Origin of the sequence: Mesorhizobium sp. C089B, assembly GCF_030323125.1 — a bacterium.
Lineage (GTDB): Bacteria > Pseudomonadota > Alphaproteobacteria > Rhizobiales > Rhizobiaceae > Mesorhizobium.
In genome coordinates this window covers 3,784,738-3,798,050 of sequence record NZ_CP100469.1, presented here as the reverse complement: position 1 = coordinate 3,798,050, position 13,313 = coordinate 3,784,738, and the positions used below count along the sequence as shown (strand labels likewise).

The following is a 13,313-nucleotide window of genomic DNA, read 5'->3' as shown; positions in this document are numbered from 1 at the left end:
TAGCACGGAACTTTCGGTCTGGTGGTTAGCGCGTCGGAACCGGATGCTCGCCGCGATAATCGTAGAAGCCGCGCCCGGTCTTGCGGCCGAGCCAGCCGGCCTCGACATATTTCACCAGCAGCGGGCAGGGGCGATATTTCGAATCCGACAGGCCGTCATGCAGCACCTGCATGATCGACAGGCAGGTGTCGAGGCCGATGAAATCGGCGAGCTGCAGCGGTCCCATCGGATGGTTGGCGCCGAGCCGCATGGCGGTGTCGATGGCATCGACCGAGCCGACCCCCTCATAGAGCGTGTAGATCGCCTCGTTGATCATCGGCAATAGAATGCGGTTGACGATGAAGGCCGGAAAATCTTCAGAGACGGTGATCGTCTTGTCGAGCTGTTTCACATAGGCCTTGGCCGCCTCGAAGGTCTGATCCTCGGTAGCGATGCCGCGCACCAGTTCGACCAGCTTCATCAGCGGCACGGGGTTCATGAAATGTATGCCGATGAAACGCTCGGGACGGTCGGTCTGCGCCGCAAGCCGGGTGATCGAAATCGACGAGGTGTTGGTCGCCAGAATGGCTTCCGGGTTGAGCTGGGGACAGAGCTGCGCGTAAATCTTGCGCTTGACCGTCTCGTCCTCGGTCGCCGCCTCGATAACCAGATCGGCACCGGCGAGATCAGCCATGGTGGGGGCTGCGGAAATGCGCGCCATCGCTTCGTTACGCAGCTTTTCCTCAAGCTTGCCGGAGCCGACCTGACGGGCCATGTTGCCGCTGACCGTGGCAATGCCCTTCTCGATACAGTCGGGCGAGACGTCGTAGATCAGCACCTTGAAACCCGAAAGTGCTGATACATGCGCGATGCCGCCGCCCATCTGGCCGGCGCCGATGATGCCGATCGTCTCGATCTTGGCCATTTGCAGCGATCCCGTCGAAAAGGCCTTGCGGCCTGCTTTTTGTGCAGTGCAAACTAAAAGGGTGGGGTAGCTTCGTCTACCCCACCCTTTCACAATTTAATACGCTTTGGCAGAGAGCGTCAAAGCGCCTTTTGCAGTTCCGGCAGGATGACGAACAGGTCGCCGACGAGGCCATAATCGGCAACCTGGAAGATCGGCGCCTCCTCGTCCTTGTTGATGGCGACGATGACCTTCGAATCCTTCATGCCGGCAAGGTGCTGGATGGCGCCGGAAATGCCGACGGCAATATAGAGGTCCGGCGCCACGACCTTGCCGGTTTGGCCGACCTGCCAGTCATTCGGGGCGTAGCCGGCGTCGACGGCAGCGCGCGAGGCGCCGACGGCTGCACCGAGCTTGTCGGCGACCGGCAGAATGACTTCCTGGAACTTTTCCGAGGAGCCGAGCGCGCGGCCGCCCGAAATGATGATCTTGGCCGAGGTCAGCTCCGGACGGTCGGTCTCCGACAGCCTGTTCTCGACGAAGGTGGACAGGCCCGGATTGGACGCTGCCTGGATCGTCTCGACCGCGGCCGAACCGCCTTCGGGCGCGCCCTGGAAGGAAGCGGTCCGCACGGTGATCACCTTCTTGGCGTCGCTCGACTGCACCGTCTGGATGGCGTTGCCGGCATAGATCGGACGCTTGAAGGTATCGGGCGAAATCACTTCGATGATTTCCGACACCTGCGCGACATCGAGCAGGGCCGCGACGCGCGGCGCGACGTTCTTGCCCGACGAGGTCGCCGGCGCGATTATGGTGTCGTAGGCGCCGGCCAGTGAGACAACGAGTGCGGCGAGCGGTTCGGCGAGGCGCTCGGCCAGTTCGTCGGCCTCGGCCAGCAGCACCTTGCTCACGCCCTTGAGCTTGGCGGCGGCGTCGGCAGCGCCTTTGGCGCCTTTGCCGGCAACCAGAACATGCACGTCCGAACCGATCTGCAGCGCCGCCGAGAGCGCCTTGGCGGTCTGGTCAGAAAGGCTGGCGTTGTCGTGTTCTGCGATGAGGAGAATGGTCATTTATCTGTTCCTTCCAGTCTCAGAGCACGCCGGCTTCGTTCTTCAGCTTGTCGACCAGTTCGGCGACGCTCTTGACCTTCACGCCCGCCTTGCGGCCGCTGGGCTCCTCGGTCTTGAGCACCTTCAGGCGCGGCTTGACGTCGGCGCCGTAATCGGCCGGGCTCTTTTCGTCGAGCGGCTTCTTCTTGGCCTTCATGATGTTGGGCAGCGAGGCATAGCGCGGCTGGTTGAGACGAAGGTCGGCGGTGATGATCGCCGGCATTTTCAGCTCTACCGTCTGCAGGCCGCCGTCGACTTCGCGCGTCACCTTGGCCTTGTCGCCGTCGATCACGACCTTGGAGGCGAAAGTGCCCTGTGCCCAGCCGAGCAGGGCGGCCAGCATCTGGCCGGTCTGGTTCGAGTCATCATCGATCGCCTGCTTGCCCAGGATCACGAGACCGGGCTGCTCGGCGTCGACGACGCCCTTCAGCACCTTGGCGACGCCGAGCGGCTCGGTCTGTTCGTCTGTCTTGACCAGGATGGCGCGGTCGGCGCCCATGGCGAGCGCGGTGCGGAGCGTTTCCTGCGCCTGCTGCGGGCCGATCGACACGACGATGATCTCTTCGGCCTTGCCGGCTTCCTTCAGCCGGAGCGCCTCTTCCACCGCGATCTCGTCGAACGGGTTCATCGCCATCTTGACGTTGGCGAGTTCAACCGCCGAACCATCAGCCTTGACGCGAACCTTGACGTTCGCATCCACAACCCGCTTCACGGGCACAAGGATCTTCATTTGCCTGTCACCTCTCCTGAGATATCCGGGCGCGCTATAGCAGCGTGCGCCTCCGCAGAGTTGTCGAAAGCCGACATTCCTGACTGAATTCCGGCCAAACGGAATTCTGGCCGGACGGAATTCTTGTCTTCTGCCGCCTAGCGGTGGCGCTCTCCGTAGTTGTGGAGACGCAACACGTCAATATGCCACGGCAGCGGCCAAACCGCTCAAATCGGTTCAGTTGTGACCGGAAGCGCCACCCCGGCCCCAACGCGTCTCAGGTTGCACGGGAGCGGGACCGGCTGGCGCCGGCCCAGTAGAAGCGGCTGGCTGATCGGCGGGTTCCGGCTCGCCGTCGTCACCGGCGAGCAGCGGCACGCCGCGGCTGCGCATGATGAGCACCAGCACGCCACCGGCAATGATGCCGCCAATATGGCAGGCCCAGGATATCTGGTTTTCGCCGCCGGCGGCAAACATCACCACTTGGAAGCCGATCCACAGGATCAGCGGGATGAAGGCCGGGATACGCAGCGGAATGCGGGCAAAGACCAGCACCCACACTTTCACCCGGGGGTAGAGGACCAGATAGGCGGCGACGACGCCGGCAATGGCGCCGGAGGCGCCGATCAGCGGCACCTCTGAACTCCAGGCGACGAGCCCCTGGAAGAAGGCGCCGGCGATGGCGCAAAGCAGGTAGAAGATAAGGTAGCGGATGTGGCCGAGTGCGTCCTCGACATTATCGCCGAACACCCACAGGAACAGCATGTTGCCGCCGAGATGAAAGATATCGGCATGTAGGAAGGCATAGGTGAGGTAACTCAGGCTCTCCGGAATGACGACGAATTGGGGCGAGAGTTCTGCCGTGTCGTGGACAACCGAAGGGATGAAGCCCAGGCCGAGCACGGCGGCGTTGTTGAAATTTTCGCCGCCGATCGTGGTGATGAGAAAGACCAACGCGTTGGCCGCGATCAGGCCGATCGTCACATATTGCAGCCGGATGTGGCGCAACCTGTTGGAGTCGTAAAGCGGGATGAACATGCCCCAAGCCCTTTCCCGCCTTCGAGAAAATTCAGCGGTTCTTGCCGGGCACCCATAACACGTCGGCATTTCCGTTGTCATTGACCGCACGAGCGGCGACGAACAGAAAGTCGGAGACGCGGTTTATGTATTTCAGCCCCTCGCGATTGACATGTTCGGCCGGGTCCTGCGCCAGTGCCACCATGATCCGCTCGGCCCGTCGCGCCACAGTGCGGGCAAGATGAAGTGCTGCCGCCGCCGGCGTGCCGCCATTGAGCACGAAGGATTTGAGCGGCTGCAGATCCTTGTTGAGAAGGTCGATATCCTTTTCGACGCGGTCGGTCTGCGAGGCGATGATGCGCAGCGGCTCGTAGCCGAGCGGCTTGCCGTCGTCGGGCACGGCGAGATCGGCGCCGAGGTCGAACAGATCGTTCTGGATGCGGGACAGCATGGCGTCGATGGCGGGATAACTTGCCGCTGTGTGCAGGCGGGCGATGCCGATGCAGGCATTGGCTTCATCGACGGTGCCGTAGGCATCGACGCGCAGGTCGGATTTCAGCCTGCGTTCACCGGTGCCGAGGCCAGTGGTGCCGTCATCGCCGGTGCGGGTGTAGATCTTGTTGAGCTTGACCACGTCGCCTCCCGAACGGCCGTCACTTGCGGGTGAAATACACCACCAGCAGGATTAGTGCCAACGCCAGCGCCTGCAGCAGCACGCGTGCCTGCATCAGCTTGTTCGAGCTCACACCGGAGCCGCCGCGCATCATGTTGATGAGGCCGCGGACAAGCACGATCACCACGGCGACCATGACGAGGACGAGGAGGACTTTGATGACGGTTGCCATGATCTGTTCCCAGTTCTGTTGCGATCAGGCGCGTCCGGCCAGAACGCGGTAGAGCATCGATGCCGGCAGGATGCGCTTGAGCATCACGCCAATCCTGGCCGGCACTGTTACCACATAGTGCGGGCGCGGGCGCCGCGACAGAAGTGCATGGCGCAAGGCCGCATAGACCACCTCCGGCCCCTTTTTCAGCCGCGATGAGCTGCCGCCGGCCCGAAGCCGCACCAGCTGCGTGGCATAGGCGACGTGGTGGACGGAATTCTCGTGGTCGATGTTTTTCAGGAACCAGAACAGCCCGTTGCTGGCGATTTTCGAGGTCACCGGCCCCGGTTCGATCAGCGAGACATGGATGCCGCTGCCCCTGAGTTCCTGCTGCATGCACAGCATCAGGCCTTCGAGCGCGTGCTTGGAGGCTGAGTAGGCGCCGCGAAAAGGCACCGGCGCGAGCCCAAGGATCGAGGAACAATGAACGAGGCGGCCATGTCCCTGGCGACGCATTACCGGTACGATGCGTCGGGTGAGGTCGTGCCAGCCGAAGAAATTGGCCTCGAACTGCTCGCGCAATGCCGCAACCGGCAGGTCTTCCACGGCGCCGGGCTGTGCATGGGCGCCGTTGTTGAACAGGGCGTCGAGGCGTCCGCCTGTCCGCTCCAGCACCGATGCCGCAAGTGCTGCGATGGAATCCGGCTCACGGTAGTCGAGATAAAAGGCCTCGATGCCGTCGGCTTCAAGTGCGGCTATGTCATCCGGCTTGCGCGCCGTTGCAAACACGCGCCAGCCATCCGCCTTCAGTGCACGGGCGCAGTGGGCGCCTATCCCGGACGAGGCGCCGGTGACGATGATGGTGCGCAACTCTTTGGCAGGCGGCATCGTGGTTTGAGCAAGGGTTGCCATTTGCCACAATCCCTTCCCATATTCGCGGCGTCGAGACAATCGAAGGGAACGCGGCTCTTGATGCGGAATATCGTCGTGCTGCGCCGCGTGCTCTATGACGCGCTTGGCCATTTCAACACCGATGACGGCTGGGCCATGGCCAGCCATCTGGCGATCACTTCGCTCATGGCGCTGTTCCCGTTCCTGATCTTCGCCACCACGCTGGCGAGCTTCCTCGGCGCGCAGGCGTTCGCCGATACTGCCGTGCACCTGGTCTTCGACACCTGGCCCGAACAGATCGCCAAGCCTATCGCGCGCGAGGTGCTCAACGTGCTGACCGTGCGGCGCACCGATCTTTTGACCTACGGCGTGCTTCTGGCGGCCTATTTCGCCTCCAACGGCATCGAGGCGCTGCGCACCTCGCTCAACCGCGCCTACCGCGTCGCCGAAACGCGCGGCATCATCTACCGCCGGGTGCAGAGCATTTTCTTCGTGCTGATCGCGACGGCCGGTTTCCTGGCGATCAGCGTGCTCCTGGTCTTTGCGCCTTTGCTGGCGCGGCTGGCGGAAGCTCATTTCGAGTGGATCAAACCCTATACGGGCACGATCACGCTGTGGCGCTACGTCATCGCCTCAACCGTCATCATTGGTGGCTTGTTTGCCGTCCACTACTGGCTGCCGGCGGGCAAGCGCCGCTTTGTCTCGCTGGTGCCTGGCATCATCTTCACTCTGGCTGCGTGGCTTGTCGGCTCGACGATGTTCGCGACCTACCTCGACCATTTCTCGTCCTATGTGACGACCTATGCCGGCCTCGCCTCGATCATGATCGCCGTGGTTTTCCTCTATATGCTGTCGGCGATCTTCATCCTCGGCGGCGAACTCAATGCGGCGATCAGCCGCTTTCTCGAAGCGCGCGCACGTGTCGGCAGCTAGGTTCTGGCTGGCCGAGCCGTGGCCAGCCCGACGCCGAGCGTCGCGATTGCCATGCCGACGATCTGCACGAGGCTGAGCTGTTCGCCGAACAGCACCCAGGCGATGACTGCGGTGACGGCCGGCACCAGGTAGAACAGCGACGCGACCTTCGACATCTCGCCGTCGCGAATCATCACCATCAGCAGGAAGATGGCGCCGATCGACAGCACCAGGACCAGCCAGGCCATGGCGAAGATCAGTTCGCCGTTGATGATCACCGTGTGGGTCTCCAGTGCCAGCGAAGCCAGGATCATCAGCGAGCCGCCGCCGATATATTGCCACATCGTCGCCGCCACCAGGTCGCCACCCGAGGCATAGCGCTTCTGCCAGATGGTCCCGGCGCCCATGCCCAGTACCGAGACCAGCGACGCCGTCAGGGCTTCGGGCGTAACGCCGCCGCCGAGAGCGCCGAGCTTCGGCCACAGCACGATGATCACTCCCACAAGGCCGACGGCAAGGCCGGCCCAGTGGCGCGGCAGGATGGCCTCGCCGAGGAACCGGCCGGCAAGCACGGCGGTGATCAGCGGTTGCAGGCCGACGATCAGCGCCGAAAGCCCGGCGGGCATGCCCCTGTGGATCGCCCAGAACACGGCGCCCAGATAGATGCCATGCATGAGGATGCCGGCGACCGTGGCGTGAAGCGCTTCTGCCCTTGTGGCTCGCTTCGAGCCAAGCACGAGCATCAGGCCGGCGAGCAGCAAGGCGGCGATGACAAAGCGGGCCGCCAGAAAGGTGAAGGGCTCCGCCCAGGGCATGGCGTAGCGCGCGCCGATGAAACCTGTCGCCCACAGGACGACAAACGAGGCGGGGATGAACCGCTTGAGACTGTGCATTTTCGGGGAAGCCGTTTCCGGTGGAGAGGTCCGATTCGGTGAAGAGACAAATACGGCAAATGCTCTAATGCGGTTCAATCCGGCAAGCAAAGCGAAACAATTGGTACATAAGCTCATCCTGATGTAGGAGGTGGCCGAATTCAAAGGGCGGCGTCAGGGCAATCGACTTCTGTCGATCGATCCGGCGACATGGCGTTTTGGCTTCGACAGGGAGCGCGCATGCTGTTGCATCTGGACACAAGCTGGCTGTTGATGACGGTGGCCAGTGTGGCCGTGTTCGGCTTCTTCTTCGGTTCAGCGCTCGACGCCATCATGCAGGAGGACGGTTTTGGGTCGACCGGCAACACATTGCTGTTCACGCTCGGCTTTTTCGTCGCGGTCATGGCCGCGAACGAACATGGCATCGTCCTGAGAGATCTGAAGCTCGCGGTTGCCTGGGGACTGGGCGGCGCCTTCGCGTTTATCGGCGCGTTGGCGCTGCTCAAGGCGGGGCTGGCCCGGCTTTAGTCAGAGCCCGACCAGCAGCCTGACATCGTCCGGCGACATGCCTGCCTGCCTCAGCGCGGCAAGGCCGGTATCAGCAAAACTCTTCGACAGTTTGCGCCCATCCGGTCCGAGTATGAGACGGTGGTGGAAATACTGCGGCTGGCCGAGGCCGAGCAGTTCCTGCAGCAGGCGCTGGATGCCGGTCGCGGAATAAAGGTCGCGGCCACGCACGACATGGCTGACGCCTTGCAGAGCGTCGTCGACGACGACGGCCAGGTGATAGCTGGTCGGGATGTCGCGGCGCGCCAGAATGACGTCGCCCCAGTCCTGCGGACGCGCCTCGACACGCTGCGTCGCCGAAAGCGTCTCTTTGGTGAATTCGAGCCAGGACAAATCCGTGCCGACGCGCGCCAGCGCTGCATCAATGTCGAGGCGCCAGGCCAAGGGCGCATTTTCGGCGATGCGGCGTTTGCGTTCGCTGACCGGCAGCGCCTTGTCGGCGGCGGGATAAAGCGGCACGCCGTCCGGGTCGCGCGGCCAGTCGCGGCCGCGTTTTTCACTGTCGGCGATGAAGGCCCTGATCTCGCCACGGCTCATGAAGGCAGGGTAGACGAGGTCTTCGCGGACCAGCCGGTCGAGCACGGCCTGGTAGTCGGCGAAATGCTCGGCCTGGCGCCGCACCGGCCGCTCCCATTCGAGGCCTAGCCATTCGAGGTCGCGAAAGATGCCGGCCTCGAATTCAGGCGTGCAGCGGATCGTGTCGATGTCCTCGATGCGCAGCAGCAGGCGGCCGCCGGCCGCACGCGCCAGTTGCTGGTTGAGCAGTGCCGAATAGGCATGGCCGAGATGCAGTTCGCCATTCGGGCTCGGCGCGAAGCGGAATGTCAGGAGCGTCATCTCACAAGCGGCAATCGGGTTGTGCAGCGGTTTTGCCAATTGCTACCGTGCGGTCGGTTCAGGAACAAGAAACATGCAACGCATCGCGACACTGGACGATATTGCGCGCGGGCTGGATGCGCTTTGCGCAATCGATCCGCGCCTGGAAAAGGTGCGCGGCATGGCCGGAGAGGTGCCGCTGCGGCTGTCGGAGCCCGGCTTTCGAAGCCTGGCCTCCATTATCGTTTCGCAACAAATATCCCGTGCGAGCGCCGATGCCATTTTCGGCCGGCTGGTGAAACTGGTCGATCCGCTGACGCCGCAGGCGATCCTTGCCGCCGGCGAGGACATGTTTCGCGAGGCCGGGCTGTCGCGGCCGAAGCAGCGCGGTCTGATCGCGGTTGCGCAGGCCGTGGTTGAGGGGCTCGACCTGCATCACCTCTGTTCGCTCGACGCCGAAGAGGCGATCGCGGCTATGATCGCGGTGCCGGGCATCGGCCCGTGGACGGCGGAAGTCTATCTCCTGTTTGCCGCCGGCCACCCCGATATTTTCCCCGCGCGCGACGTCGCGCTGCAGAGCGCGGTCGGCCACGCGCTCGGTATCGAGCCGCGTCCGCCGGAGAAAACGCTGATCGCCCTGGCCGAATCATGGAGCCCGTGGCGAGGCGTCGCATCGCGGCTTTTCTGGTCCTATTATCGCGAAACCAGGGGCCGGGACGCAGCACCTCCGGCCTGAAACCGTAAAAAAGCATGAAAATCCTGCATTTTTGCCGCTTTTGGCTGATGACAATCCGCTTCACATCCCTGTCATGTCGGGCTTACAGTATCCGCGCCGATCGGTTCTAGAACGAGGAGGTCAACAAGGTGACGGTTGCCGTATCTCCGGATGGGCTTCCTGCGCTGGTGCTGAATGCGGATTACCGTCCGCTCAGCTATTACCCCTTGTCGCTCTGGTCCTGGCAGGACGCCATCAAGGCGGTGTTCCTCGACCGGGTCAACATCGTCGCCGAATACGAGCATGCGGTGTCTTCGCCGACCTTTTCGATGAAGCTGCCCAGCGTCGTCAGCCTGAAGGCCTATGTGAAGCCGTCGAGGCACCCGGCATTCACCCGCTTCAACGTGTTCCTGCGCGACCGCTTCCAGTGCCAGTATTGCGGCACGCCCGAGGATCTGACCTTCGACCACGTCATCCCGCGCCATCGCGGCGGGGCCACGACGTGGGAGAATGTCGTGGCCGCCTGTTCACCCTGCAATCTGAGGAAGGGCGGCATGATGCCGGCGCACGCCAAGATGTGGCCGCTGCAGAAGCCATACCAGCCGACCGTGCACGACCTGCACAACAATGGCCGGCTGTTCCCGCCCAACCATCTGCATGAAAGCTGGATGGATTATCTCTACTGGGATGTGGAGTTGGAGCCGTAGGGATTGGCGCGATCGGCCTTGCCAGGGCAATCGCCGATGTCAGGTGCTGCCCCTCATCCGGCTGCCGCCACCTTCTCCCCCTATAGTGACGGGGAAAAGGGAATTGGCTGCAACCTCGGCGCTCGTTCTGCAACGTTGAAAATTGGCGAAAGCATGGATGAAAGTGTCTTTCTCCCAGTCGCTATACGGGGAGAAATGCCCGGCAGGGCAATGAGGGGCGGCGCAACCGTTCAAGCCCAGCCGCAGAATGGGCGGTGCGAGTTCTGTTTCTCGCGTCGCTAGATCAGTCGCGCGCCAGCGCGCCGCGGAAGGCGACGGCGGCGAGGATGAAGCTGGCTATGGCGTTCCAGCCGGCCAGCGACAGGCCGAGGATACGAAGGGCTGCCTTGTCGCAGGATGGCGGCACGAATTTGTCGAGCGCGTCGAGCACGCCCTTGCCGCCGGTGTCGACCGGGCCGGCGCCGGCCGTGCAATCGGCCGGGCCCTGCCACCAGGCCCATTCGACGCCCGAATGATAGACGCCGAGATAGAGCCCGTAGAGCATCAGCAGGCCGCCGACGGCAAGCAGGCCGCGCGTCAGCCATGCGGGTGCGCTGAACATCGAGGCGATCACCGCCAGCAGCATCAGCGGGGCGCCGATATAATAGGGCGTGCGCTGCTCCAGGCACAGATGGCAGGGGATGTAGCCGCCTATGTGCTGGAAGGCGAGCGCGGAGCCGACCGTGGCGGCCATGGCGACGGCGAGAAACAAAGCGGTGCGCGTCCGCTGGCGTCCGGTATCGGCTGTCATCGTGGCTGTCATGTTTCGTCCGTTGAATTCGCCGTCCGCCGGCATAGTCCTGACCCACCGCCCGCCTTGGGCGGTCAGAAGGCGTATTTGACGACGATATAGAGCAAAATCAGGGCGGCGGCGCCGGCGCCGACGATCAATCCCAAACGCTTCTCGATGAATTCCTTGATCTCTTCGCCATAGCGGCGCAGCAGCCAGGCAAGAAGCAGGAAACGAGCGCCACGCGCCAGGATGGCGGAGACGATGAAGACGAAAAGATTGACGTGGAGGGCGCCTGCCAGAATGGTGACCACCTTGATCGGCGGCAGGTGGGCGGCACCCGATGTGACGAGCAGCACCAGCATCAGCCCGGTGCCGGCCGACTGCCACCTCTCGAACGCGTCAAGGCCGCCAAAGTGCTCCAGCATCGGCCGTGCTATCGTGTCGTAGGCATAGTAACCGATCAGCCAGCCGGCAATGCCGCCCAGCACGGACGCAACGGTGGCGGTCAGCGCGTACCGATAGGCGCGTTCGGGCCGCGCCAACGCCATGGGCAGGTACAAGACGTCGGCAGGTATGAAAAACACCGAGCTTTCGACGAAAGCGATGAAGGCCAGCCACCATTCGGCGGATTTGCGGGCCGCCAGCGACAAGGTCCAGTCGTAAAGTCCGCGAAGCATCGGCTCTCCTGGATGCAGGTTGCCACACGCAACGCGCTTTGATGCGCGTCTGTCTAGAAAGATTTCCCGCGCCGCACAATGGCAGGAGCGTCATGAAACAGAAAGGCGGGCTTTTGCCGCAAGCAGGGCACGGCGGCGCATTTGGCCAGTTGACGAACAGGCCTCCAACCGTATAGTCCGCGCCCATCCAGGCCTTTGGGCCTGAGCCCCTATGGCGGAATTGGTAGACGCGCTCGACTCAAAATCGAGTTCCGCAAGGAGTGCTGGTTCGATTCCGGCTAGGGGCACCACTGACGACCCGTCAGGCCAATAAATTCAAGGCTTTCAAGGGCTTGATCGTCCCCCGAGGTACATCATAGAGGTACATCGTGGGGTCCAACGCATGAGCAAAGTGATTGTGGAATACTGGCAGGAACGCAAGAGCAAGAAGCTGGGCAGCACTACCTATCGCTATCGGCGCCTCGTCGAGCGGGAACTGAGACCAGTCTTGGGGAAGGGCGAAATCACCATTGCGCTGGGGAAGGTCAAGGACGAGGCCTTGGCGAAGTATCGGAGGGTACATCGCGAGGTGGAGCAGACATTCGCGGCGGCTTGGGACGAGTTGCGGGGCATCAAGAAGCCCAAAACCGCAAGAGATTTGTTCCAAGAGACCGTTGAGAGGATGAAGGCGCTGGGGTTCAATCCTTATCGCGAGCCGACCGAGATTGACGGGGACGAGGACGAAGACGACCACGGGGTGCAAGATTGGATCGAGCGTAGCGTTGTGGCCGAAGGCATTGCCGCCAAGTACCCAACTGACCCCGAGACCGACTACCCGGTGGGGGTGAGCGCTGAAGACACCCGGCTGGTGCGGATGCTCTACACCTCCAGTCCCAAGTTCCCTGCGCCGACCCTTGAGGATGCCAAGAAGCTGTACCTCAAGGACCGCTTTGCGCTGAATGAGCCCAAGCCGCTGGAGCGGAAGAAAGACGAGCAACGGGCAGAGCGGGCGGTAGGCTACATCGCCAAGGCTCTAACAACGACACCCGACAAGATCACGGTGGCGAGCATCACCCGCGAACAGGCCCGAAAGGTGCAGAACTTCATACGGGGCGGGGTTGGAAGCAAGGCGACTGTTGACCGGTATCTGAACGACATCCGAGCCATCATCAATCACGCCATTTCCGAGGTGACGGAGCTTCACGGGCTGACCAATCACTTCACAGGACTGCCGGTGCTTGGGTCTGGACGTGGCGGCGAGACACTTGAACGGGACAAGCGCAAGCCCTTCACCAAGGATGAGCTTCTGAAGATCAGGCAGCGGATCGACGCTCACGCGGGCAGAGAAGACCTGAAGTTGATTTGGCGGATGCTGGTGGGGACCGGCTGCCGCCTTGCTGAGGTCACCGGCCTTAGGGTTGCCGACGTGGTCGTGGACACCGACATGCCGTATGTCGAGGTCGAGTGGCACGAGGAGAGGCGCATCAAGACGACCCCTTCAAGGCGTCGGGTGCCTCTCATAGGCGACGCGCTAAGTGCAGCCAAGGCAGCCGTGGGGCTTAGTGACGGGCCGATGCTATTCCCCGATACGGACGGGCGGGTGGCAGCACAAGCGCGTCGGCGGCTCTAATGAAGCATGTGCGCATCGTGACTGATGACCGCAAGAAGGTGGTGCATTCGCTGCGGCATAACATGAAGGACACGCTGCGCCGGGGCGATGTCGACAGGGACAAGCAAAACCTCATTCTGGGTCACACGCTGGGTGGCGACGGGGAAACCTATGGGGGACCCGAGGGGAGGCTCGAGGAGGCAACGCGGGCGATGCGAATGGCGATCTTGAGGGAAGCCTGAGGCAGACCCCGA

Annotated in this window: 17 protein-coding genes and 1 tRNA gene; 7 read left to right on the top strand and 11 right to left on the bottom strand. The window is 62.8% G+C overall.

Features of this window, described 5'->3' with window-relative positions:
* Positions 1-25: 25 nt before the first annotated feature.
* The 7 genes from NLY44_RS18765 to NLY44_RS18735 all read right to left on the bottom strand — a co-directional run bounded on the left by NLY44_RS18765 (position 26) and on the right by NLY44_RS18735 (position 5,454).
* The gene (locus NLY44_RS18765) at positions 26-904 is read right to left on the bottom strand and encodes a 3-hydroxybutyryl-CoA dehydrogenase (protein WP_023804542.1); all 879 of its coding nucleotides are present in this window, start codon (positions 902-904) and stop codon (positions 26-28) included.
* 119 nt (positions 905-1,023) lie between these two features.
* Positions 1,024-1,953: an electron transfer flavoprotein subunit alpha/FixB family protein gene (locus NLY44_RS18760; protein ID WP_023742875.1), complete on the bottom strand. Its 930-nt coding sequence runs from the start codon at positions 1,951-1,953 to the stop codon at positions 1,024-1,026.
* Positions 1,954-1,972: 19 nt separating this feature from the next.
* Positions 1,973-2,722 (bottom strand): electron transfer flavoprotein subunit beta/FixA family protein, encoded by a 750-nt coding sequence (locus tag NLY44_RS18755; protein WP_023737458.1) that lies wholly within the window; start codon positions 2,720-2,722, stop codon positions 1,973-1,975.
* Positions 2,723-2,938: 216 nt separating this feature from the next.
* Positions 2,939-3,739, bottom strand: coding sequence for a rhomboid family intramembrane serine protease (locus NLY44_RS18750; RefSeq protein ID WP_023804543.1), 801 nt, complete (start codon positions 3,737-3,739; stop codon positions 2,939-2,941).
* A 31-nt stretch (positions 3,740-3,770) separates the two neighbouring features.
* Entirely contained in the window at positions 3,771-4,352 is a 582-nt protein-coding gene (locus NLY44_RS18745) for a cob(I)yrinic acid a,c-diamide adenosyltransferase (protein ID WP_023671672.1), read from the bottom strand.
* 19 nt (positions 4,353-4,371) lie between these two features.
* Positions 4,372-4,563 (bottom strand): twin transmembrane helix small protein, encoded by a 192-nt coding sequence (locus NLY44_RS18740; protein ID WP_023671673.1) that lies wholly within the window; start codon positions 4,561-4,563, stop codon positions 4,372-4,374.
* A gap of 24 nt (positions 4,564-4,587) precedes the next feature.
* Positions 4,588-5,454 (bottom strand): SDR family oxidoreductase, encoded by an 867-nt coding sequence (locus NLY44_RS18735; RefSeq protein ID WP_084012944.1) that lies wholly within the window; start codon positions 5,452-5,454, stop codon positions 4,588-4,590.
* 60 nt (positions 5,455-5,514) lie between these two features.
* On the opposite strand from NLY44_RS18735, the gene NLY44_RS18730 reads away from it, so the two are divergent.
* On the top strand, positions 5,515-6,366 hold the full coding sequence (locus tag NLY44_RS18730) for a YihY/virulence factor BrkB family protein (protein ID WP_023671675.1): 852 nt from the start codon (positions 5,515-5,517) through the stop codon (positions 6,364-6,366).
* On the opposite strand, the gene NLY44_RS18725 is transcribed toward NLY44_RS18730, so the two are convergent.
* Positions 6,363-7,238, bottom strand: a complete 876-nt coding sequence (locus NLY44_RS18725; protein ID WP_031201294.1) for a DMT family transporter — start codon at positions 7,236-7,238, stop codon at positions 6,363-6,365. The genes NLY44_RS18730 and NLY44_RS18725 overlap by 4 nt on opposite strands.
* A gap of 219 nt (positions 7,239-7,457) precedes the next feature.
* Between NLY44_RS18725 and NLY44_RS18720 the strand changes: the two genes are divergently transcribed.
* On the top strand, positions 7,458-7,745 hold the full coding sequence (locus tag NLY44_RS18720; protein WP_023701414.1) for a hypothetical protein: 288 nt from the start codon (positions 7,458-7,460) through the stop codon (positions 7,743-7,745).
* Here the strand turns inward: NLY44_RS18720 and gluQRS are convergent, their stop codons facing one another.
* A complete protein-coding gene (gene gluQRS / locus NLY44_RS18715; protein WP_023804545.1) occupies positions 7,746-8,621 on the bottom strand; it encodes a tRNA glutamyl-Q(34) synthetase GluQRS in 876 nt (291 codons plus the stop codon). It lies immediately after the preceding gene.
* Positions 8,622-8,694: 73 nt separating this feature from the next.
* Between gluQRS and NLY44_RS18710 the strand changes: the two genes are divergently transcribed.
* Entirely contained in the window at positions 8,695-9,336 is a 642-nt protein-coding gene (locus tag NLY44_RS18710; protein WP_023804546.1) for a DNA-3-methyladenine glycosylase family protein, read from the top strand.
* Between the two features lie 128 nt (positions 9,337-9,464).
* Entirely contained in the window at positions 9,465-10,022 is a 558-nt protein-coding gene (locus tag NLY44_RS18705) for an HNH endonuclease (RefSeq protein ID WP_008874122.1), read from the top strand.
* A gap of 283 nt (positions 10,023-10,305) precedes the next feature.
* On the opposite strand, the gene NLY44_RS18700 is transcribed toward NLY44_RS18705, so the two are convergent.
* Complete coding sequence (locus NLY44_RS18700) at positions 10,306-10,824, bottom strand: disulfide bond formation protein B (RefSeq protein WP_023686688.1); 519 nt, start codon at positions 10,822-10,824, stop codon at positions 10,306-10,308.
* 62 nt (positions 10,825-10,886) lie between these two features.
* Positions 10,887-11,471, bottom strand: a complete 585-nt coding sequence (locus NLY44_RS18695) for a YqaA family protein (protein ID WP_023673756.1) — start codon at positions 11,469-11,471, stop codon at positions 10,887-10,889.
* Between the two features lie 205 nt (positions 11,472-11,676).
* On the opposite strand from NLY44_RS18695, the gene NLY44_RS18690 reads away from it, so the two are divergent.
* The 3 genes from NLY44_RS18690 to NLY44_RS18680 all read left to right on the top strand — a co-directional run bounded on the left by NLY44_RS18690 (position 11,677) and on the right by NLY44_RS18680 (position 13,301).
* Positions 11,677-11,761, top strand: a tRNA-Leu gene (locus NLY44_RS18690).
* A gap of 92 nt (positions 11,762-11,853) precedes the next feature.
* Entirely contained in the window at positions 11,854-13,080 is a 1,227-nt protein-coding gene (locus NLY44_RS18685; protein ID WP_286454837.1) for a site-specific integrase, read from the top strand.
* Positions 13,080-13,301 carry a site-specific integrase gene (locus NLY44_RS18680; RefSeq protein ID WP_286454836.1) on the top strand — a complete coding sequence of 74 codons (222 nt, stop codon included), beginning with the start codon at positions 13,080-13,082 and terminating at the stop codon, positions 13,299-13,301. Before NLY44_RS18685 ends, NLY44_RS18680 begins: the two co-directional genes overlap by 1 nt.
* Positions 13,302-13,313: the final 12 nt, after the last annotated feature.

Coding starts and splice junctions, on each gene's coding strand:
- NLY44_RS18765 (WP_023804542.1), bottom strand. CDS start 904: ATGGCCAAGATCGAGACGATCGGCATCATCGGCGCCGGCCAGATGGGC.
- NLY44_RS18760 (WP_023742875.1), bottom strand. CDS start 1,953: ATGACCATTCTCCTCATCGCAGAACACGACAACGCCAGCCTTTCTGAC.
- NLY44_RS18755 (WP_023737458.1), bottom strand. CDS start 2,722: ATGAAGATCCTTGTGCCCGTGAAGCGGGTTGTGGATGCGAACGTCAAG.
- NLY44_RS18750 (WP_023804543.1), bottom strand. CDS start 3,739: ATGTTCATCCCGCTTTACGACTCCAACAGGTTGCGCCACATCCGGCTG.
- NLY44_RS18740 (WP_023671673.1), bottom strand. CDS start 4,563: ATGGCAACCGTCATCAAAGTCCTCCTCGTCCTCGTCATGGTCGCCGTG.
- NLY44_RS18735 (WP_084012944.1), bottom strand. CDS start 5,454: ATGGCAACCCTTGCTCAAACCACGATGCCGCCTGCCAAAGAGTTGCGC.
- NLY44_RS18730 (WP_023671675.1), top strand. CDS start 5,515: ATGCGGAATATCGTCGTGCTGCGCCGCGTGCTCTATGACGCGCTTGGC.
- NLY44_RS18725 (WP_031201294.1), bottom strand. CDS start 7,238: ATGCACAGTCTCAAGCGGTTCATCCCCGCCTCGTTTGTCGTCCTGTGG.
- NLY44_RS18720 (WP_023701414.1), top strand. CDS start 7,458: ATGCTGTTGCATCTGGACACAAGCTGGCTGTTGATGACGGTGGCCAGT.
- gluQRS (WP_023804545.1), bottom strand. CDS start 8,621: ATGACGCTCCTGACATTCCGCTTCGCGCCGAGCCCGAATGGCGAACTG.
- NLY44_RS18710 (WP_023804546.1), top strand. CDS start 8,695: ATGCAACGCATCGCGACACTGGACGATATTGCGCGCGGGCTGGATGCG.
- NLY44_RS18700 (WP_023686688.1), bottom strand. CDS start 10,824: ATGACAGCCACGATGACAGCCGATACCGGACGCCAGCGGACGCGCACC.
- NLY44_RS18695 (WP_023673756.1), bottom strand. CDS start 11,471: ATGCTTCGCGGACTTTACGACTGGACCTTGTCGCTGGCGGCCCGCAAA.
- NLY44_RS18685 (WP_286454837.1), top strand. CDS start 11,854: ATGAGCAAAGTGATTGTGGAATACTGGCAGGAACGCAAGAGCAAGAAG.
- NLY44_RS18680 (WP_286454836.1), top strand. CDS start 13,080: ATGAAGCATGTGCGCATCGTGACTGATGACCGCAAGAAGGTGGTGCAT.